Annotated in this window: 14 protein-coding genes; 9 read left to right on the top strand and 5 right to left on the bottom strand. The window is 75.4% G+C overall.

Annotation, left to right across the window (positions count from 1 at the left end; all coding sequences use genetic code 11):
• Window positions 1-12: 12 nt before the first annotated feature.
• Together MJ876_RS00210 and MJ876_RS00205 are read left to right on the top strand one after the other, a co-directional pair.
• Window positions 13-3252: a BTAD domain-containing putative transcriptional regulator gene (locus tag MJ876_RS00210; protein ID WP_240234031.1), complete on the top strand. Its 3240-nt coding sequence runs from the start codon at window positions 13-15 to the stop codon at window positions 3250-3252.
• A 214-nt stretch (window positions 3253-3466) separates the two neighbouring features.
• Window positions 3467-4483: an LLM class flavin-dependent oxidoreductase gene (locus tag MJ876_RS00205; RefSeq protein WP_240234030.1), complete on the top strand. Its 1017-nt coding sequence runs from the start codon at window positions 3467-3469 to the stop codon at window positions 4481-4483.
• 179 nt (window positions 4484-4662) lie between these two features.
• Here the strand turns inward: MJ876_RS00205 and MJ876_RS00200 are convergent, their stop codons facing one another.
• Both MJ876_RS00200 and MJ876_RS00195 read right to left on the bottom strand, forming a co-directional pair.
• On the bottom strand, window positions 4663-5919 hold the full coding sequence (locus MJ876_RS00200; protein WP_240234029.1) for an acyl-CoA desaturase: 1257 nt from the start codon (window positions 5917-5919) through the stop codon (window positions 4663-4665).
• Window positions 5920-5975: 56 nt separating this feature from the next.
• Window positions 5976-7130: a flavin reductase family protein gene (locus MJ876_RS00195; RefSeq protein WP_240234028.1), complete on the bottom strand. Its 1155-nt coding sequence runs from the start codon at window positions 7128-7130 to the stop codon at window positions 5976-5978.
• Window positions 7131-7227: 97 nt separating this feature from the next.
• On the opposite strand from MJ876_RS00195, the gene MJ876_RS00190 reads away from it, so the two are divergent.
• The gene (locus MJ876_RS00190; protein WP_240234027.1) at window positions 7228-8400 is read left to right on the top strand and encodes a CdaR family transcriptional regulator; all 1173 of its coding nucleotides are present in this window, start codon (window positions 7228-7230) and stop codon (window positions 8398-8400) included.
• A gap of 32 nt (window positions 8401-8432) precedes the next feature.
• Window positions 8433-9317: an SGNH/GDSL hydrolase family protein gene (locus MJ876_RS00185; protein ID WP_240234026.1), complete on the top strand. Its 885-nt coding sequence runs from the start codon at window positions 8433-8435 to the stop codon at window positions 9315-9317.
• A gap of 148 nt (window positions 9318-9465) precedes the next feature.
• Here MJ876_RS00185 and MJ876_RS00180 read toward each other — a convergent pair whose 3' ends face one another.
• On the bottom strand, window positions 9466-11049 hold the full coding sequence (locus MJ876_RS00180; protein ID WP_240234025.1) for an amidohydrolase: 1584 nt from the start codon (window positions 11047-11049) through the stop codon (window positions 9466-9468).
• Window positions 11050-11112: 63 nt separating this feature from the next.
• Between MJ876_RS00180 and MJ876_RS00175 the strand changes: the two genes are divergently transcribed.
• Together MJ876_RS00175 and MJ876_RS00170 are read left to right on the top strand one after the other, a co-directional pair.
• The gene (locus tag MJ876_RS00175) at window positions 11113-11640 is read left to right on the top strand and encodes a GNAT family N-acetyltransferase (RefSeq protein ID WP_240234024.1); all 528 of its coding nucleotides are present in this window, start codon (window positions 11113-11115) and stop codon (window positions 11638-11640) included.
• A gap of 61 nt (window positions 11641-11701) precedes the next feature.
• The gene (locus MJ876_RS00170; RefSeq protein WP_240234023.1) at window positions 11702-12688 is read left to right on the top strand and encodes an NAD-dependent epimerase/dehydratase family protein; all 987 of its coding nucleotides are present in this window, start codon (window positions 11702-11704) and stop codon (window positions 12686-12688) included.
• Window positions 12689-12694: 6 nt separating this feature from the next.
• Here the strand turns inward: MJ876_RS00170 and MJ876_RS00165 are convergent, their stop codons facing one another.
• A complete protein-coding gene (locus MJ876_RS00165; RefSeq protein WP_240234022.1) occupies window positions 12695-14218 on the bottom strand; it encodes a serine/threonine-protein kinase in 1524 nt (507 codons plus the stop codon).
• Between the two features lie 107 nt (window positions 14219-14325).
• Between MJ876_RS00165 and MJ876_RS00160 the strand changes: the two genes are divergently transcribed.
• Both MJ876_RS00160 and MJ876_RS00155 read left to right on the top strand, forming a co-directional pair.
• Window positions 14326-14859 (top strand): hypothetical protein, encoded by a 534-nt coding sequence (locus MJ876_RS00160; protein ID WP_240234021.1) that lies wholly within the window; start codon window positions 14326-14328, stop codon window positions 14857-14859.
• A gap of 71 nt (window positions 14860-14930) precedes the next feature.
• Window positions 14931-15197: a GlsB/YeaQ/YmgE family stress response membrane protein gene (locus tag MJ876_RS00155; protein WP_240234020.1), complete on the top strand. Its 267-nt coding sequence runs from the start codon at window positions 14931-14933 to the stop codon at window positions 15195-15197.
• A gap of 104 nt (window positions 15198-15301) precedes the next feature.
• On the opposite strand, the gene MJ876_RS00150 is transcribed toward MJ876_RS00155, so the two are convergent.
• Window positions 15302-17995 carry an adenylate/guanylate cyclase domain-containing protein gene (locus tag MJ876_RS00150; RefSeq protein WP_240234019.1) on the bottom strand — a complete coding sequence of 898 codons (2694 nt, stop codon included), beginning with the start codon at window positions 17993-17995 and terminating at the stop codon, window positions 15302-15304.
• A gap of 221 nt (window positions 17996-18216) precedes the next feature.
• Here MJ876_RS00150 and MJ876_RS00145 point away from each other — a divergent pair, with 221 nt between their 5' ends.
• Window positions 18217-18909, top strand: coding sequence for a Crp/Fnr family transcriptional regulator (locus tag MJ876_RS00145; protein ID WP_240234018.1), 693 nt, complete (start codon window positions 18217-18219; stop codon window positions 18907-18909).
• The last annotated feature ends 4 nt before the right edge of the window (window positions 18910-18913 follow it).

Raw genomic sequence — 18913 nt, 5'->3', positions numbered from 1 at the left:
GGGGGACGAGTCATGCTGCACCTCGCGTGCTTCGGCACCGTGCGCGCGACGATCGACGGCGCCCCCGTCGACCTCGGCGGCCGCCGCCAGCGCTCCGTCGTCGGGATGCTGGCGGCGGCCGGGGGCAGGACGGTCTCGACCGACCGCCTGCTCGACGAGGTCTGGTCCGGCGAGCCACCGCCCAGCGCGACCGGCGCCCTGCAGGCCTACGTGTCCCGGCTGCGGTCCGCGCTCGAGCCCGGTCGCAAGCCGCGCCAGCCCGCCCAGGTGCTGGTCAGCGCGCCGCCCGGCTACGCGCTGACGCTGCCCGAGGGCGCCGTCGACACCTGGCACTTCGCCGCGCTGCTGCGCCGCGCCGGCGCCGTCGCCCACCCGGACCCCGCCGCCGCGCTCGCCCTCGCCGAGGAGGCCCTCGCCCTGTGGCGCGACGAGCCGTTCGCCGAGTACGCCGACGAGGAGTGGGCCGCCACCGAGGCCGCCCGCCTGACCGACCTCCGCTCGACCGCCGTGGAGCTGCGGGCCGCGGCGGCGCTGCGGCTCGGTCGCGCCGCCGACACCGTGGCCGACCTGGAGGGTCACGTCCGGGCGCACCCGTTGCGGGAGGAGGCGGTCGGCCTGCTCGCCCGCGGTCTGTACGCCGCCGGCCGCCAGGCCGACGCGCTCGGCGCGCTCGCGGCCCTGCGCGAGCGGCTCGCCGACGAGCTCGGGCTCGACCCCGGCCCCGGCCTGCGCCGGCTCGAGACCGACATCCTCCAGCAGGCCGACCACCTCGCGGCCCCACCGACGCCTCCGCCCCCCGCCCCGGAGGCCGCGGCGCCCCCGGCCGTCGTCCCGGCGACGCCGCCGGCGTCGCCCGCCGCGGACCGCGCCCTGGTGGGTCGCGAGACGGAGCTCGCGCACCTGGACGCGGCCGCGGACGTCGTCCGCACCGAGCGCCGCGGAGGCGTCGTGTGGGTGGACGGCGACGCCGGGTTCGGCAAGTCCACCCTGCTCGACGCCTTCTGCGCCGGGCTCGCCGGGCGGCCGGGCTGGGCCGTCGCCCGCGGACGCTGCTCCGAGATGGCGGGGACGCCACCGGGCTGGGCGTGGCACGAGGTGCTCGACGCCCTCGGGGTCGAGGCGGACTCCACCGCGGGCTCCCCCGACGCCTTCACCCTCGCCGCGACCGTCGCCGACGCCATCGACCCGCTCGCCGAGGGTGGGCGCACCGTCGTCGCGGGCGTGGAGGACGTCCACCGCGCCGACGAGCTGTCGCTGCAGGTGCTGCGCCACCTGGTGCAGTCCGACGTCCCGGTCCTCGTCGTCGCGACCTACCGCAGCCACGAGGTCGGCCGCGACCTCGCCGCCACCCTCGCGGTCACCACCGACCGCACCCTGGAGCGCCTGTCGGTGGGCGGGCTCGGTGACCGCGACGCACGGGCCCTGCTCGCCGAGCACGTCGAGGTCGACCTCCCCGACCGTGTCTGGCGACGCCTCGTCGACCGGGCCGCCGGGAACCCCCTGTTCCTGCGGCAGCTCGGCACGCTGGTCGCCGCCGAGGGCCCCGGCGCGGCCGAGGCGCTGCCCGTCGCCATCCGCGACCTCCTGCGCCGCCGTCTGCTCCGCCTGCCCGAGGCGACCGTCGAGGTGCTCTCCCGCGCCGCCCTCCTGGGCCGCGACATCGACCTGGACCTGGTCGTGGCGCTCGAGGAGGACTGGAGCGGGCTGGGTGAGGACGAGGTCGCCGACCACCTCGACGCCGCGCTGGTCGCCGGCCTGGTCGTCAGCGAGGAGCCCGGCGACCTGCGCTTCGTGCACGCCCTCGTCGCGGAGACCTTCGCCGACCTGCTCGCGCCGCTGCGCCGCCAGCGGCTCCACCGGGCGGCGGTCGCCGTCCTCGAGCGCGACCGGCCCGACGCGGTCGAGGAGCTCGCCCACCACGCGGCCGCCGCCCTCGACCGGCGCACCGCCGACCGGGCTCTGCCGCACCTGCTGGCCGCCGCGGAACGGGCTGGCGACGCCGCCGCCGTCGTCCACCTGCGCGCCGCGCTGCGGGCGCTCGAGCTGTCCGGCGCTCCCCGCACCGCCCGGTTCGCCGTACGGCGGGACCTCGTGCGGGCCCTCGCACGCTCCGGCGACACGCTGGCGGCGCGGGCGGAGCGCGAGCTCGCCCTCGCCGAGGCTCGGGCGCACGGCACCCCGCGCGACGTCGCGCTGGCCTGGAGCTGGGCGGCACCCGTGCTGTGGTCGCGGCGCCCGGTCGACGTCTCCTACGAGGCCGCCGTCGTCGAGATCTCCTCGCTGCTCGCCGACCTCGGCGGCGCCCAGGACGACGGCCTGAGGGTCGAGCTGCTCTGCGCGATGGCGCTCGAGTGCGACCCCGGCGGCCTGGAGCTCCTCGTCCCCGCCGCGGACGAGGCCCTGCGCGTCGCCGAGCGGCTCGACGACCCCGAGCGGCTGTGCCGCGCCCTCAACGCGCAGTACCTCTCGACCTTCGCCCGCGACGCCGTCTTCCTGCCCGCGCTGGCGAGCCGGCTCGTGGAGGTGGCGGCCGCCGCGGGGCTCGACGGCTACGAGGCCGCGGGCCACCTCATGCTCCAGTCGGCGGCGCTGCGGGCGGGCGACCGCGAGGCCGCCCGCGGCCACGCCCGCGAGGCGCTGCGGGTGAGCACCCCCGGGCAGCTGGGCGAGATGCTGCTCGTCGACGCCGTCCTCGGCGCGACGGACGACCTGCTGGCCGACCGCCTGGACGCCGCCCGCGCCACCTTCGACGCCGTCTGCCGTCAGATCACGCTGGCCGGCGACCCCAACGGCCCGCAGATCGAGCTGTGGGCGGGGTTCACCGTCGCCTTCGCCGCCGGGGACGCCTCCGCGCTGCTCCCCGCCGCCCGGGCGCAGGTCCCGCGGCTGCCCCGCGAGCTCAACGACATCCTCGTCTGCACCCTCGTCGACGCGGGTGACGTGGACGCGGCTCGCGCGCTGTGGGACCCCTCGGACTGGGAGCGCGACGCCACCTGGCTGTACCGCACGGCGCTGCGGTCGTGGCTCGCCGTCCGGCTGGGCCGCGACGACCTCCTCGACCGCCTGCACGACGACCTCGCCCCGTGGGCCGGGCACCTCGCGCTGACCCTCAACGGCGCCCTCGCGCTCGGCCCGGTCGACCACTACCTCGCCCTGCTGGCGGCGGCCCGTGGCGACGACGCGGCCGCACTCCGCCACGCCGGGGCGGCGGCCGCGATGCCGGGGGCGGGGCTGGTGCGGCGACGCCCTTGACGCCCAGTCGGCCCGAACGATTCCATCCAGACCGCCGAGTCGGCCCGAAGCACGCCCCCGAGACCGCCGAGGCGGCGCCAACGGCGTCCCCCAGACATGCGTCCGGGCCGACTCGGCGTCCCCCAGAAATGCGTTCGGGCCGACTCGGCGTACCCCAGGCACGCGTTCGGGCCGACTCGGGGAATGGTGACGTATCAACTACTGTTCTCGCACCATGAAGAAGAACATCGGCTTCCTGAACTTCGGCCACTGGACGCCGTCGCCGCACTCCGCGGTGCGGACGGCGTCCGATGCGCTGCTCCAGACCGTCGAGCTGGCCGTCGCGGCCGAGGAGCTCGGCGTGGACGGCGCCTACGTCCGCGTGCACCACTTCGCCCGACAGCTCGCCTCGCCGTACCCGCTGCTCGCGGCGATGGCCGCCCGCACCTCGCGGATCGAGCTCGGCACCGGCGTGATCGACATGCGCTACGAGAACCCGCTGCGCATGGCTGAGGACGCCGGCGCCGCCGACCTCATCTCGGGCGGCCGGCTCCAGCTCGGCATCAGCCGCGGATCGCCGGAGCAGGTCGTCGACGGGTTCCGCTACTTCGGCTTCGAGCCGGCGGACGGCGACCACGCGGCGATGGCGCGCGAGCACACCCGCGAGCTGCTCGAGGTGCTGAGGGGTGAGGGTTTCGCCGAGCCCAACCCGCGCCCGATGTTCCCCAACCCGGGCGGGCTGCTGCGCATCGAGCCGCACTCCCCCGGCCTGCGTCGGCGGATCTGGTGGGGCGCCGGCACCCGCGCGACCGCCGAGTGGACCGCGCAGCAGGGCATGAACCTCATGAGCTCGACGCTGCTCTCGGAGGACACCGGCGTCCCGTTCCACCAGCTGCAGGCCGAGCAGATCGCCCGGTTCCGCACCGCGTGGGCCGAGGCCGGTCACGACTGGGAGCCGCGCGTCTCGGTCAGCCGCAGCATCTTCCCGATCGTCGACGACACCGACCGGGCGTACTTCGGCACCGCCGGCGGCAACGACCAGGTTGGCTACATCGACGGCGGGATCGCCCGCTTCGGCAAGACGTACGCCGGGGAGCCCGACGCGCTGGTCCGCCAGCTCGCCGAGGACGAGGCCGTCGCGGCCGCGGACACGCTGCTGCTCACGGTCCCGAACCAGCTGGGCGTCGACTACAACGCCCACCTGCTGGAGTCCGTCGTGGAGCACGTCGCTCCGGGCCTCGGCTGGCGGTGAAGCCGCCGCGACCGAGCTCGCGAGGTCGCGACGCGGCGCAGGTCGAGCGAGCGCGCGCCTGAGCTTGCGAAGGCGCGAACGCGGGTCGAGACCCGGTGAGGATCCGATCGATCTCTCACCGGGTCTCGACGACGCCGCTCGCTGCGCTCGCGTGCTGCTCGACCAGCGTGGGTCGGCGCTCAGGCGGCCGCGGCGACCTCGGCCTGCTCGCGCTTCTGACGGGCGGCCACCTGGTTGAGGCGGGCCTGGGCGACCCGGCGCGTACGGCGGTCGCCCGTCGTCATCGCCCACAGCAGCTTGCCCTGCTCCACGAGGTTGCCCTTGTGGGTGGTGGCGAGGAAGTTGTTCGGCAGCGACAGCCGGACGACCTTGTGCCACGCGCTGCCGACCTGCTGCGGGAGCGGGGCGGAGTGGTAGTTGAGGTCGTACTTGTCGAACAGCGCCTTCACGCGCGGCGCGATCTCGGCGTACCGGCTCGACGGCAGGTCCGGGAACAGGTGGTGCTCGATCTGGTGCGACAGGTTGCCCGTCATGAGGTGCATGAACTTCGAGCCCGAGATGTTGGCGGAGCCGAGCATCTGGCGGACGTACCACTCGCCGCGCGTCTCGTTCTCGGGGATCGCGTTGCGCTCGAAGGTCTCGACGCCCTCGGGGAAGTGGCCGCACATGATCACGGAGTGCGACCAGACGTTGCGCACCAGGTTCGCGGTGAAGTTGGCGGCCAGCGCGGGCAGGAACGCGCCGAACGGCAGCGCGAGCGCCGGGTTGACCACGTAGTCCTTGGTGGCCTGCTTGCGGATCTTGCGCAGCGTGTTGCGGGCGTTCTTCTTGAACGTCTCGCTGCGCTTCTCCTTCGGCTGGCGCAGGTTCTTGCCGAGCTCGAGGTCGTACGCCGCGATGCCGTACTCGAAGAAGCAGGCGTTGATGAAGTTCCACAGCGGCTGCGCGAGGTAGAGCGGCACCCACTTCTGGTCCTCGTCGACGCGCATGATGCCGTAGCCGAGGTCGTTGTCCTGGCCGACGATGTTCGTGTACGTGTGGTGGACCTGGTTGTGCGAGTGCTTCCAGCCCTCGGCGGTGGAGGCGTTGTCCCACTCCCACGTGGTCGAGTGGATCTTCGGGTCACGCATCCAGTCCCACTGGCCGTGCATGACGTTGTGGCCGATCTCCATGTTCTCGAGGATCTTGGAGATGCTGAGGCCGACCGTGCCGAGCACCCACAGCGGCGGCAGCGCCGAGCCGAGCAGGACGGCGCGCGAGCCGAGCTCGAGCTTGCGCTGCACGTCCACGATGCGGCGGATGTACGCCGCGTCCTTCTCGCCGCGGGCGTCGAGGATGTCCTGACGGATGGCGTCGAGCTCGACGCCGATGGCCTCGACGTCGGCCTCGGTGAGGTGGGCGGTGGGGTTCTCGGGCTTCTTCGTGATGGTGGTCATGCGGTGCCTCCTGGGTCAGGTGGGCGTGCGGGGGGACGGAAGGTCGGTGTGGCCGGTCAGGCCGGGTGGTCGATGTCGCAGGCGCCGGCGGCGGCGGAGATGCAGGTCTGGATGGGGACGCCGCCCTGGTCGGTCTCGCCGGGGACGGCGGTGGTGATCGCGCCGTTGCGCAGGTCGCGGACGGCGCCGGAGCGCATCGGCAGGACGCAGCCCATGCAGATGCCCATGCGGCAGCCGCTGGGCATGAGGACCCCGGCCGACTCGGCGGCGTCGAGGATCGGGGTGGCGCCGTCGACCTCGAGGACGACGGTGCCGGAGCCGAAGGCGACGGACCCGCCGTCGCCCGGCTCCACCGTCGTCGCGCGGAAGCGCTCGGTCGTGAGCTCGAGGCCGCGGGCCGCGTGGTGCGCCTCGAGGGCGTCGAGCAGGCCGGCGGGCCCGCAGGCGTAGGCGAGCCGCTCGTCCAGGTCGGGGACCAGGTCGGCGAGGTCGTCGACGTCGAGCAGGCCGTGGACGTCGTCGTACCGCTCGAGCAGCGTGATGTGGCCGTCGCGGGCGTGGGCGCGGAGCTCGTCGCGGAAGATCGCGGAGTCCGCGTTCTGGTTGACGTGCACCAGGACGATGTCGGTGGCGACGGGCTCGGCGCGCGAGAACAGGTTGCGCAGCATCCCGATCACCGGGGTGATGCCGGAGCCGGCGGTGACCAGCAGCAGCTTCTCGGGCAGCGGCTGGGGCAGCGTGAACTCGCCCTCGGCCTGCGCGAGCTGGATCATCTGACCCGGCCGGGCGTCCCGCACCAGGTGGTTCGACACGGTGCCGCCGGGGATGGCCTTGACGGTCAGCGAGATGCAGCGGTCCCTGCGCGGGCCGTGCGTCAGCGAGTAGGTGCGCCACAGGCGGACGCCGTCCACGTCGACGCCGACGCGCACGTACTGACCCGGCAGGTGGCCGGCCCAGTCGCGGCCCGGCTTCACCACGACGGTGGCGGACTCGGCGGTCTCCGGGGTGATCGACACGATGCGGCCCTGGAGCCCGTCGCGGCCGCCGCGCAGCGGGTGGAAGACGTCGAGGACGTCGTCCAGGTCCAGCGGGGTGACGGCGGCGTCGGCGACGGAGCGGGCGCGGCGACGCAGGTCCTCCCGCCACCCGCCGGAGGTCGCACGGGTGCGGCGGGCCACGGTGCCCCGTCCGGGGAGTGCTGCGCTCGACATGCCTTCCATTCTGCTGGCGCCAGCGAGTAACTTCCTGACCAGCGGACGTGAATCGACCGCGGCATGTTGTTCACTGCGAACAAGAAGGCGGCCAGTCGTGTCGGACTCCCCCACCCTGCCGACCCCGGACCTCGTGCTGCCGGCGGAGGTCCTCGCGCAGATGCGCGGTCGGCTGCCGCAGGTCGCGGAGCGGACGGTCGACGCCATCATCTCCGAGGTCCCCAGCTACGCCGGGGCGCTGAGCGGGCCGATGGGCGAGAAGATCCGCCAGGCCGTGCAGCTCGCGCTCGGCGGCTTCATCTCGCTGGCCTCCCGCGCCCGCGAGGCCCCGCGGACGCCGACCGCCCCGGCCGTCGACGGCGCCTACCAGCTCGGCCGCGGCGAGGCGCGCGCCGGACGGTCGATGGAGGCGCTGCTGGCGGCGTACCGGATCGGCGCCCGCGCGTCGTGGCGGGAGATGTCGGCCGCGGCGCTCGCCGGGGGCATCGGTGCGGAGGAGCTCGGCGACTTCGCCGGCCTGGTGTTCGCCTACATCGACGAGCTCTCCGCCTCCAGCGCCGCCGGGCACACGGACGAGCTCACCACCTCCGGGCGGGTGCGGCGCCGCCGCCTGGAGCAGCTGGCGGGCCTGCTGCTGACCGGGGCCCCGCGGGAGCGGGTGGTGAACGCCGCCGAGCAGGTCGAGTGGGCGCTGCCCGACACCCTCACGGCGCTCGTCGTCCCCGACTCGCAGCGTCGCGCCGTGCTGGGCGTCGTCAGCCCCGCCACCCTGCAGCCCGCCGAGGACCTGCCCGGGCTCGAGGGCCGGGCCCTGCTGCTCGTGCCGGACGTCGCGGGCGCCCGGCGGGCGACCCTCGTCGCCGCCCTCGAGGGCCGGGACGCCGTCCTCGGACCGTCGAGGCCGACGCTGGAGGTGCGTGCCTCCTGGGACCGCGCCGCCCGCGCCCTCGGCCTCGGGCTGGGCGAGGGGGTGGTCGACACCGAGGAGCACCTGTGCGACCTCGTCCTGCACGCCGACCCCGTGGCGCTCGGCGACCTCCGCGCCCGCGCGCTGGCGCCCCTGGCCGACGTCCGGGGCGACACCGCGGAGAAGCTGCAGGACACCCTGCGCTCCTGGCTGCTGCACCAGGGCCGCCGCGACGCCGTCGCCGCCGACCTGTTCTGCCACCCGCAGACCGTGCGCTACCGGATGGGCCGCCTGCGCGAGCTGTACGGCGACGCGCTCGACGACCCCCGGACTGTGCTGGAGCTGACGCTGGCGCTGGCCTGAGGCGGCGAGGACCCCGTGCCTACGGTGTCGGGGTGCGTCGTCCGCTCCTGACCCTGCTCGCGGCGCTGCTGCTGACCGGGTGCTCGCAGGCCTCCGACGACCCGTCGTCCGCGGGGCCCTCGGGGCCCTCGGGGTCCTCGTCGAGCCCGGAGCCGCCCCGGGTCGAGCCGCTGCGCTACGTCGCGCTCGGCGACTCCTACACCGCCGCGCCCCTGGTGCCGCGGGTCGACGGGGCGTCGGGACCGTGCGTGCGCTCGACCGCCAACTACCCCGCCCTCGTCGCGGACGCGCTGGACGCCGGAGGGACCCCGGTGCGCCTCGTCGACCGCAGCTGCGTCGAGGCCGACGTGGGGGACCTGTTCGCCCCGCAGGCGGTGACCGGCGGCGAGGTGCCGGCGCAGGCCGCGCCGCTGGACCGTCGTACCGACCTGGTGACGGTGGGCATCGGGGGCAACGACGTGCTCGGCCCGCTGCTGGGCTCGTGCGTCGCCGACGGCACCTGCGCGGACCTCCCCCGCTCCGACGCCGCCGCCACCCTGGACGCGCTGCGCACCGACCTCGTCGACGCGCTGCGGCGGGTCGCCGAGGACGCGCCCCGGGCCGAGGTGCTGCTGGTGGGCTACCCGCAGACCGCCCCGCCGTCGGGCACGTGCGACGCGCTCGCGCCGGTCCCCGCCGCGGACGCCGCCTACGCCCGCGGGCTCGCCGACGGCCTCGACGCCACCCTCCGTGCCGCCGCGGGCGACGCCGGGGTCGGCTTCGTCGACGCGTACGCCGCCTCCGCCGGCCACGACATCTGCGCGGCCGAGCCGTGGGTCGCCGGCACCGAGACCGTGCCCGGCGAGGCACTCGCGCTGCACCCCTTCGCGCGGGGGCAGGAGGGCGTGGCGGACCTCGTGCTGGAAGCCACCACCTGAGGTGGTCGAGCATGGAGCGAGCCCTGGCGAGCGACCGCGCCGAGACCGCCGCCGCTCGAAGGGCGGTCTCGACGGCCGCTCCCTCGCTGGCGCTCGGTCACTGCTCGACCACCTCGGTCCGGCGACGGACGAGGTTGACGGTGACCGGTCAGACCGGGTGGACGACGCGGCCGCCGACCATGGTCAGCGCGACGGGCATGTCCCGCAGCGCCGCGGCGGCCGCGGCGGTGTCCCAGGTGACCTCCCCGCCCTCGTCGACCATCGGCGCCCCCTCGGCCGGGCCGAGGGCGAGCGGGTCGGTGTCGAGCAGGACCAGGTCGGCCGGGTGGCCGGGAGCCACGGTGCCGAGCCCGTCGACGGACGCCGCGAGCGCCTCGGCCGGGGTGAGCGTGTGCTCGGGGTGCCACACGGGCCGGTCGTCGGCGCTGCGGTGGACGGCGGCGGCCATCGCGAGCCAGGGGTCCAGCGGGGCGACGGGGGCGTCGGAGCCGAAGCGCAGGTCGACGCCGGCGTCGGCGAACCAGCGCCAGGCGAAGCAGCCCTCGGTCCGGTCGGGCCACACCCGCTCGGTGAGGTCCCGGTCGTCGAGCAGGTGCGCGGGCTGGACGCTCGCGCGCAGCCCCAGCTCGGCCATCCGGCGGACGTCGGCCCGGGCGACGAGCTGGGCGTGCTCGATCGCGCCGGCGGCACCGGTCTCGGCGTACGCACGCAGCGCCGCCTCCACCGCCGCGTCGCCGATCGCGTGGGTGGCGACCTCGAGGCCGTGGCCGTCGGCGCGCGCCAGCAGCGCGCGGAGCTCGCCGTAGTCCAGGTTCGGCTGACCGGCCGGGTACTCCAGGCGGTGGGCGTCGGCGTACGGCGCGCAGCACCACGCCGTCCGGGTGTTCAGCGAGCCGTCGGAGATGATCTTCAGCGGCCCCATCGTGACCATGCCGTCGCAGCCCTCGAGCGGGTCGCCGGTGCGCAGGCCGGCGCCGATGGCGTCCTCCAGCCCGTCGGCGTACGTCGCCGCCCGCACGCGCAGCAGGTCGGCGCCGCCGTCGTACCGGTCGGTCCAGTCGCCGAACCCGCCGCCGAACTCGAAGTCGACCAGGCCGACGACACCACGCTCGGCGGCCGCCTCCATCGTGCGGCGGTAGGCCGCCGGCGAGGTCGAGTCGTCGCCGAACATCGTCATCAGGCGGCCGTAGGCGCGGAACCACTCGGCCTCGCGGACGACGGCCTCCCGCACGGGCAGCGCCAGCCACATCAGCGCCGTGGTGTTCATCCACGCGTGGTGGGCGTCGCCGGAGATGAGGATGACCGGGGTGTGCGGGGCGACCGCGTCGAGCAGCGGCACCAGGGGCTCGTCGGGCCAGTGGGCGGAGCGGTGGCCCCACCCGATGACCGCGCCCTCGGGGCCGTCGGCGATGCGCTCGGCGACCATCCGCACGGCCTCCTCGGCGGACCGGGCGCCGGACAGGTCGAGGCGGGCGGCGGTGACGGTCCACTGCCCGAGGTGCACGTGCTGGTCCCACAGGCCGGGGACGAGCCACCGGCCGGCGGCGTCGATGGTCGGCGCGAGGACCCCCGGGCGCAGGCCGGGACCGACGTCCACGACCAGGCCGTCGCGCACCAGGACGTCCACCGGCTCGGCCGGCACGGGGGCCGGGGGGACCGCCCCGCCCCAGCGACCGGAGCGACGCGCGGCGAGCGGCACCAGCCGGACGTCACGCAGCAGCATCATCGCCATGCGCGCACCGTACGACCAGGGTTCGCGGACGTGCATGTGGGGGGTTGTGGGAGGGTAGAGATCATGTCCGACACCGTCGCCCCCGGTCTCGGCACCGTTCTCCGTCGGATCCAGCGGCGCGACCACGCGGCCGTCCTCGAGCTCAACGAGCGTCACGTCGAGCTGCTCTCGCCGATGAGCGAGGAGCGCCTCGAGCGGCTCCTCGGCTGGTCCGACCGCGCCGAGGTCATCGAGCACGAGGGCGAGTTCGCCGGGTTCGTGCTCACGATGGCGCCGGGCAGCGACTACGACTCGACGCACTACCGCGCCCACGCGGAGCACTTCGGCACGGACTTCTACTACCTCGACCGGATCGTCGTCGACGACCGCTTCCGCCGCCGCGGCGTCGCGGGCGCGGCGTACGACGAGATCGAGCTGACGGCGACGCCGTACGGCCGGCTGGTCCTCGAGGTCAACCTCGACCCGCCGAACGAGCCCTCCCTCGCGTTCCACGCCGCGCGAGGCTTCCGCCCGGTCTCCGACTACCCCAGCACCGACGGCAAGCGGGTCCAGCTCATGGCGCTGGAGCTGCCCCGCCGCCACCGGGCCTGACCGGCTCCGTCAGGGGCGGAACGCCCTTGACCCCGCGCCGTCCCGACGGTCGCCTGGGCTCATGAGGATCCTCGTGCTCGGCGGTACCGTCTTCTGCTCCCGCGCGGTCGCCGAGGCCGCCGTGGCCCGCGGCCACGACGTCACCTGCGCCTGCCGCGGCGAGAGCGGGGCGCTGCCGGACGGCGTGCGCCACGTGCGGCTCGACCGGTCGACGACCGACGCGGCGAGCGTCCTCGACGACACCTACGACGCCGTCGTCGACGTCGCCCGCGACCCCGCGTGGGTGCGGTCGTCGGTCGCGGCGACGCCGTCCGCGCACCACGTCCTCGTCTCGACGATCAACGTCTACCCCGACACCACGACCCCGGGCGGCGGGCCCGCCACGCTGGCGCTCCACGAGCCGCTGCACGACGTCCCGGCGGAGCGGGCGGCCGAGTCCGACGTGTACGGCGCCCTCAAGGTCGGCTGCGAGCGGGCGACCGAGGCGGTGGCGAGCCGCTGGGTGGTGCGGCCCGGCCTGATCGTCGGGCCGGGCGACACCTCGCACCGCTACCCGTGGTGGGTCCGGCGGCTGGTGTCCGCGGACAGGGGCGAGGAGGTGGTGGCGCCCGGCGCCCCGGACGACGCCGTGCAGGTCGTCGACGTCCGCGACCTGGCCGCCTGGCTCGTCGACGGCGCCGAGCGGCGCCTGACCGGGGTCCACGACGGTGTCGGGCCCGTCCTCGGTCGGGGCGCGCTGCTCGACGCGATCGCTCGCGGCGTCGGCGCCGACGTCCGCTGGCGGTGGGTCGACCAGGACACGCTGCTCGCCCACGGGGTCGCCCCCTGGGCGGGTCCCCGGTCGCTGCCGCTGTGGCTGCCGTTGCCCGAGCACGCCGGCCTCATGGCCCACGACCCGGGACCCGCCCGCGCCGCCGGCCTCGCCGTCCGCGCCCCGGAGGACACCGCCGCGGACACCGCCGCCTGGCTGGCGACGCGACCGGACCCGCCACCGGGCGAGGGGCTGACCCGTGACGAGGAGCAGGACCTGCTCCGGGCGGTCTCCTAGCCGTCGCTAGGGCAGGCCGAGGCCGTCGAGGCCGCAGGTGACCGCGGCCGAGACGCCGGCGTTCGTCATCTCGGGGTCGTCGGCCTCGGTGTTGTCGGCGTCCACCGTCAGGTCGTCGAAGAGGACCCCGCCCTCGACGAGGCCGTCCACGCCGACGTCGTCCACCCAGCTCTCGGCGGTGCAGCCCGGGATCTCCGCCTCGGCGTCCGACTGCGGCTCCTCGGAGGTCTCCTCGAAGTAGGTGGTCAGGTTGTCGATCGCGAGCTGGCGCTCCGCGGGGCTGTCGTACGGCGCGGCGACCTCGTCCGCCGACTCCGTCTCCGGGTCGGAGCCCGAGCCGGAGACGTCACCGCTCGTCGCGGCAAGGACCCCGACGAGGATGGCCAGCGCGACCAGGACCACCCCGGCGGCGATCGCCAGCCAGGTGCCGGTGCTGAGGCCGCTCGCCGCGGACGACGTCCGCGCGGACCCCGTCCCCACGGCGCCGGGGGGCGGCCCCGTGGGCCGCGCGGCGTACGGCGGGCCGGCCGGCCCGCTCGGAGCGCCCATGCCCGCGGGACCGCTGGGGGCGTTCACCGAGCCCGGTCCGCCCGGACGGCTCGGCCCGCTCGGCCCGCTCGGCCCGCTGGGCTGTCCGACGGGCGCCGTGCCCCCGGGGCCGACCGGGACGACGGCGGGCTCGTCGACCTTCCGCGCCCACTCGGCCAGGCGACGCAGCTCGTCGCGCAGCGCGGCGGCGCTCGGGTAGCGGAACTGCGGCTGCTTGGCCATCGCCTTGAGCAGCACCTTGTTGGTGGTCGCGAGGATCGGCTGGTTCGCGACCAGCTGGCGCACCGGCTGCTCGATGTGGCCGCGGATGACCTGGTACTCGCTGGTGCCGCCGTACGGCGACTGCCCGACGAGCGTCGCCCACAGCAGGCACCCGACGGAGTAGACGTCGGAGGCCACCCCGGCGTCCGAGCCGAGGTGGAGCTCGGGGGCCATGTAGGCGGGCGTGCCGATCTGACCGCCGGACGAGGTCACCTCGGCGTCGACGATCCGGGCGATGCCGAAGTCGGCCACGTAGGCACGGACGCCGTCGGAGCGGCGACGGATGAGCACGTTGGCCGGCTTGATGTCGCGGTGGATCAGCCCGGCCTCGTGGGCGTCCGAGACCCCGGCGGCGACCTGCGCGACGAGGTCGAGCGCCACGGCGAGCGGCGGCGCGCCGCCGGCGCGCAGCAGCGCGCCGAGGTCGCCGTCCGGCACGAGCTGGGTGGCGATGTAGAGGCGCCCCTCCTCCTCGCCGTAGGAGTAGACGTGCACCACGTTGTTGGAGTCGAGCCCGGCCTGGGTGCGGGCCTCACGCGTGAAGCGCGCGCGGTAGGCCTCGTCGTCCGCCATGCCGGGTGCCAGCACCTTGAGCGCGACCTCGCGCTCGAGCCCGTCGTCCCAAGCGGCGTAGACGACGCCCATGCCGCCGGCGCCGAGACGTCGGCGCACGGTGAAGGGGCCGATCGACTCGCCCGCCTCCGGAAATCCGCCGTCCACGGGTGGATGTCTACCCGTGATCCCCGACTTCAACCACCCCGGGCGGTCTAGCCTGGTGCTGCGTTCGCGATGGTGAACGCTGCGATCCCGATCGTGGGGGTGGTGAGGTGGCGGAGGACAGGCTCGCCGGCAACGTCGAGCACCAGCGGGCGCTGTACGGCGCCTCCGTGGGCGAGCTCGTCGGCAGCGTCACCGGCCCGCTGGGGCTCTCGCAGGCCGCGGTGGCACGCATCCTGGGGCTCAGCCCGGCGATGCTGTCGCAGCTCGCCACCGGGCACCGGGTCAAGATCGGCAACCCGCGGGTGCTGTTCCGGCTGCAGCTCATGCTCGCGCTCGCCGACGAGTCGCCCCGGCTCAGCCGGCACACGGTGGCCGGGCGGATCGCCGAGATCGGCCGGGCCCGCGCCGACCTGACCACCGCCGAGCGGCCCACGACCCCGACGCTGACGGTCGCCGCCGTGGCCGACCTGCTGCACGCCGTCGCGTCGCGCCGGGAGCTCGACCGGGCCGCCACCGCCCTGGACGAGGTCGCGCCCGGCGTGGCCGAGCTCGTCCGCGTCTACGGCCTGGGCACCCCGCAGCAGGCGGAGGAGCACTGGCGCGGCCTCGAGCACCTCCGCTGGTCGCCCGACACGGAATAGGCTGGGCGGCCCAACGGTTCACGCTTCACACGCGTACCTCGCGCACCTGATGTGGAAGAAGGAGAACCATCATGGGCATCATCGGATTCCTCGTCGCCGGCCTGATCATCGGCGCCCTCGCGCGACTCATCAAGCCGGGCAAGCAGAACCTCAGCCTCCTGGCCACGCTGCTGCTGGGCATCGTCGGCTCGGTCATCGGCGGCGTCATCGCCAGCGCGATCGGCACCGGCAGCATCGGCGAGCTGAACATCCTCGGCTTCGTCGTCGCGGTCATCGCGTCCGTGCTCCTGATCGGCGTCGCCGAGGGCGTCTCCGGTCGCGGCAAGGTCAACGCCTGACCCTCGCCTGACCCTCACCTCGCCCGGCGGCCGGGGCGCTCTGCGCCCCAGCCGTCGGGCGAGTCCCGTGTGAGGGCCGCGACCGTCAGGCGGCGGGGTGACGTCTACCCGTCGGAGCCGCCGGCGAGCGGCCCGTCGAGGTCGGTCCGTGGCGGGGTGGGCAGAGCAGCGATCTCGCGGACCAGGTCGACCAGCGGCTCCTGCCGTCCCCTCCTCCACGCCGCGTCCCACTCGGCGGCGCCGAGCAGCGGACGGCTCCGGGCCAGGATCCGCTCCTCGTCCTCCTCGAAACGGTCCGAGTACCCGAGCGCCTCCACCTCGCGGAAGACCGAGATGCTGGCGATGGTGCGGACGCAGTGGTGCGGGTGGGCGAGGCTCACCGCCGCGGCCATCGTCTGCGCGAAGGCGTACTGGTGCAGCGGGTCCCCGTGCTCGGCGAACCGGTCGATGTGCTCGGCCATCCGGAGGTGCGCCAGGTCCTCACGACCACGCCACACGTCGAGGTCCGACAGGTCGTTCTCGCGGATCAGCTCCACGGGCCAGCCGCGGGCGGCCCACAGGCGCTTGAGCTCGAGGATGGCCTCGCGCGTCCGCTCGTGGTCCCCGCAGGTGTACGACAGGTAGCTCTCGTTCTGCACCACCAGGACGGCGACCATGGGGTCCGGGTCCTTGGCGGCCACCCGCACCAGTCGCCGTTGCCACCGCAGGGCCTCCTCGACGTCGGCCGGCTCGGTCGCGCTCCAGCCGGCGGCGTTGGCGGCCTCGGCCATCACCCGGGTCCGCGACCGCCACGGCGAGTCGACCTCCGGCAGCGTCGGGCCCACCAGCAGGGCGGCCTGCCGGGCCAGGAGGGGTGCGCGTGCCCCGTCCCCGTGCATGCCCTCGCGGCGTGCGTCGATGGCGAGCAGCCAGCCGAGCCCCAGCCGGGCCAGCCCGTCGTCCGGCGTCCCCGGGCCGAACGCCTCGAGGCCGGCGGCGCACCACCGTCGGACGTCCCCGGGCAGGCGGTACTCCAGGGCGACCTCGGCGGCGAGGGCGCACCGGTGCGGCCAGGGCATCGGGTGGCCGTCCCACCGGACGTCGGCGTCGGGTCGAGCCAGCGCCGCACCGATGTTGGGGACCTCGAGCAGGAGCGTGCCCCGGGCCGTGCGCAGGTCGACGGGCTGCTCGAGGGGGTGCAGGTCGCGGGCGAGGTCCAGGTGGAACTGGGCGTGGCGTCGCTCGGCCTCGGCGCGCACGCCGCGCTCGGACAGCCGGTCCAGCGCGAAGCGCCGCACCGTCTCCAGCAGGTGGAAGCGGGGCTCGCCGTCCACGGTGTCCGTGACCACCACCATCGACTGGTCGACCAGGTCGAACAGCACGTCCAGCAGGTCCTCCCCGTCGAGGTCGGGGCCGGGGACGACGGCCTCGACGCCGGGCAGCGACGCTCCCCCGAGGAAAACCCCGAGGTGGTCCAGGACGGACCGCCGCGGACCGTCGAGCAGGTCGTGGCTCCAGGCGACCGTCGCCCGCAGCGATGCCTGCCGGCCGTCGGCGTCGCGGCGACCGTGCCGCAGGTCGAGGGTGCCGTCGACCCGGGCGAGCATGGCCCGGGGCGAGAGGACCTTGACGCGGGCCGCGGCGATCTCCAGGGCCAGCGGGAGCCGGTCCAGGACGGCGCACAGCTCCGCCACCTCCGCCCGGTTCGACGCGTCCACCACGAAGCCGCGGCGGGCGCGCGCGGCGTGCCTCGCGAACATCGTCACCGCGTCGTCGGGCTCGAGGACCGGCACCACGTGCTCGTGCTCCCCGGCCACGTGCAGCGGACGACGCGAGGTCGCCACGACGGTGACGTCAGCGGCCCCGTCGAGCAGGGACCGGACGACCTGGTCCGCCTCGTCGAGGTGCTCCAGGTTGTCCAGGACGAGGAGCATCCGGCGACCGCTCAGGTGGTCGAAGATGCCCGGCGGCGCCTGCCCCTCGGGCGGCACGCCGAGCACGTGCGCGGTCGTCGTCCACATCCCGGTGGCGGACGTCGCCCCCACCATCGGCACCAGGTACACGCCGTCGCCGAACAGGTGGGCGACCGAGGCCGCCACGGCGTTCGCCAGGGTCGTCTTGCCGACGCCGCCCGGCCCGGTGAGCGTCAGCAGCCGCGCGCCGCCCCGGACCAGCGCGGCGAGCTCGGCGACCTCGCCGTCACGGCCGACCACCTCGCGCAGCCCCTCGCGCAGGGCCGTCGGCAGGCTGCCGGCCCCGCCGAGGGCGCGCAGCGGCGGGTGGTCGTCGTCCAGCCCGGCCGGCGTGAGCTGGTGGATGCGGGTGCGGGTCGGGATGTCCCGCAGCCGGTGCTCGCCCAGGTCGACGGCCGAGACGCCCTCTGGCAGCGCCTCGGCCACCCGCTGCATCGTCGTCCCGGAGACCAGCAGCTGACCGCCGTGGCCGGCTGCGGCGAGGCGCGCGGCCCGGTGGACGTCCATCCCGACGTACCCGTCGGCGTGCCGGCTCGGCGTCCCGGTGTGCACCCCGATCCGGACCCGCACGCGGGCGTCGTCCGGCCAGGACGCCTCGGCCAGGGACCGCTGGGCGCGGACCGCGGCAGCGACGGCGTCCGCGGCCGAGGCGAACACCACGAAGAACGAGTCGCCCTGCGTGCCCAGCTCGACGCCGTCGAACCGCTGCCAGGCCTCCCGGCACACCCGGCGCTGGATCTCGAGCACCCGCGGCCAGGCCTCGCCGAGCGCGTGGACCATCTGCGTCGACCGCTCGATGTCGGAGAAGAGGAGGGTGACCTCACCGCTGGGCAGGTCCCGTGTCACGGGCGCAGTGAAACACAGCCGATGTGTCGTGCAGCGCACACTCCGGCAGGCCAGACTCGGGCAGCATGAACGACGAGCTCGGGGACCACGTGCCGGACGACTCGGTCGTCGGCCGTCCTGCGGAGTGCCGGGGGGCCTCCCCGGGACGACGGGCCGGGTCCGACGGACCGGTCCCGAGCGGCTCGGGACCCGGTCACCCATGGGGGTGGCCGGGACCGGGTGTGCCCTTCCCGTCCTCCTCCCCGCTCCTCGGGTCGCTGGGGCCGCGGGAGCGGGACGGGCTCCTGGCCGCGGCCCGTCCGCGCTCGTTCGAGCGTGGCGAGGTCGTCTGCCACGAGGGTGACCCCGCCGACTCGATGCACCTGGTCGCCGAGGGGCGCTTCACCGTCCACGTCTCGCTGGCCACCGGCGACACCGGCATGGTCAACCTGCTCGGCCCGGGCGACTACTTCGGCGAGCTGGCGCTGCTGCGGTCGGACCGGCGCCGGACCGCGACCGTCAGCGCGATCGAGCCGGCGCGGACCCTGGTCGTGACCGCCTCGGCCTTCCGCCTGCTCTGCGCGGAGCACCCGGCGATCTACCGCACCCTCGCGGAGCTGCTCGCGGGCCGGGTCGACGCCCTGAGCCGCTCGGTCCTGGAGCTGATGCGCGTCGGCCTCGACGAGCGGGTCCACCGCCGGCTGCTCGAGCTCGCGCTCGGCGCCCCGGCCGAGGACGTCGGCCCGGGCGGAGTGCCGGTCGTCGTCCCGCTCACCCAGGCGCAGCTCGCGGACCTGACCGGCGGCACCCGGCCCTCGGTCAACAGGGCGCTGCGAGTGCTGGTCGCCGAGGGGACGGTGTCCCTGGCCCGCGGCCGCATCACCGTGCACGACCTCGAGGCGCTCCGGCGCCACTGCCAGCTCGACGGGTCCTGAGCGG

The sequence above is a fragment of the Nocardioides sp. CFH 31398 genome (assembly GCF_022436705.1).
Lineage (GTDB): Bacteria > Actinomycetota > Actinomycetes > Propionibacteriales > Nocardioidaceae > Nocardioides.
The sequence above is the reverse complement of the archived record's forward strand: the minus strand, read 5'-3'. Positions and strand labels throughout refer to the sequence as shown.

Bases quoted from the DNA above. Each gene is read 5' to 3' on its own strand.
- MJ876_RS00200 (WP_240234029.1), bottom strand. From the start codon at position 5,919: ATGACCACCATCACGAAGAAGCCCGAGAACCCCACCGCCCACCTCACC.
- MJ876_RS00210 (WP_240234031.1), top strand. From the start codon at position 13: ATGCTGCACCTCGCGTGCTTCGGCACCGTGCGCGCGACGATCGACGGC.
- MJ876_RS00155 (WP_240234020.1), top strand. From the start codon at position 14,931: ATGGGCATCATCGGATTCCTCGTCGCCGGCCTGATCATCGGCGCCCTC.
- MJ876_RS00175 (WP_240234024.1), top strand. From the start codon at position 11,113: ATGTCCGACACCGTCGCCCCCGGTCTCGGCACCGTTCTCCGTCGGATC.
- MJ876_RS00180 (WP_240234025.1), bottom strand. From the start codon at position 11,049: ATGGCGATGATGCTGCTGCGTGACGTCCGGCTGGTGCCGCTCGCCGCG.
- MJ876_RS00205 (WP_240234030.1), top strand. From the start codon at position 3,467: ATGAAGAAGAACATCGGCTTCCTGAACTTCGGCCACTGGACGCCGTCG.
- MJ876_RS00170 (WP_240234023.1), top strand. From the start codon at position 11,702: ATGAGGATCCTCGTGCTCGGCGGTACCGTCTTCTGCTCCCGCGCGGTC.
- MJ876_RS00195 (WP_240234028.1), bottom strand. From the start codon at position 7,130: ATGTCGAGCGCAGCACTCCCCGGACGGGGCACCGTGGCCCGCCGCACC.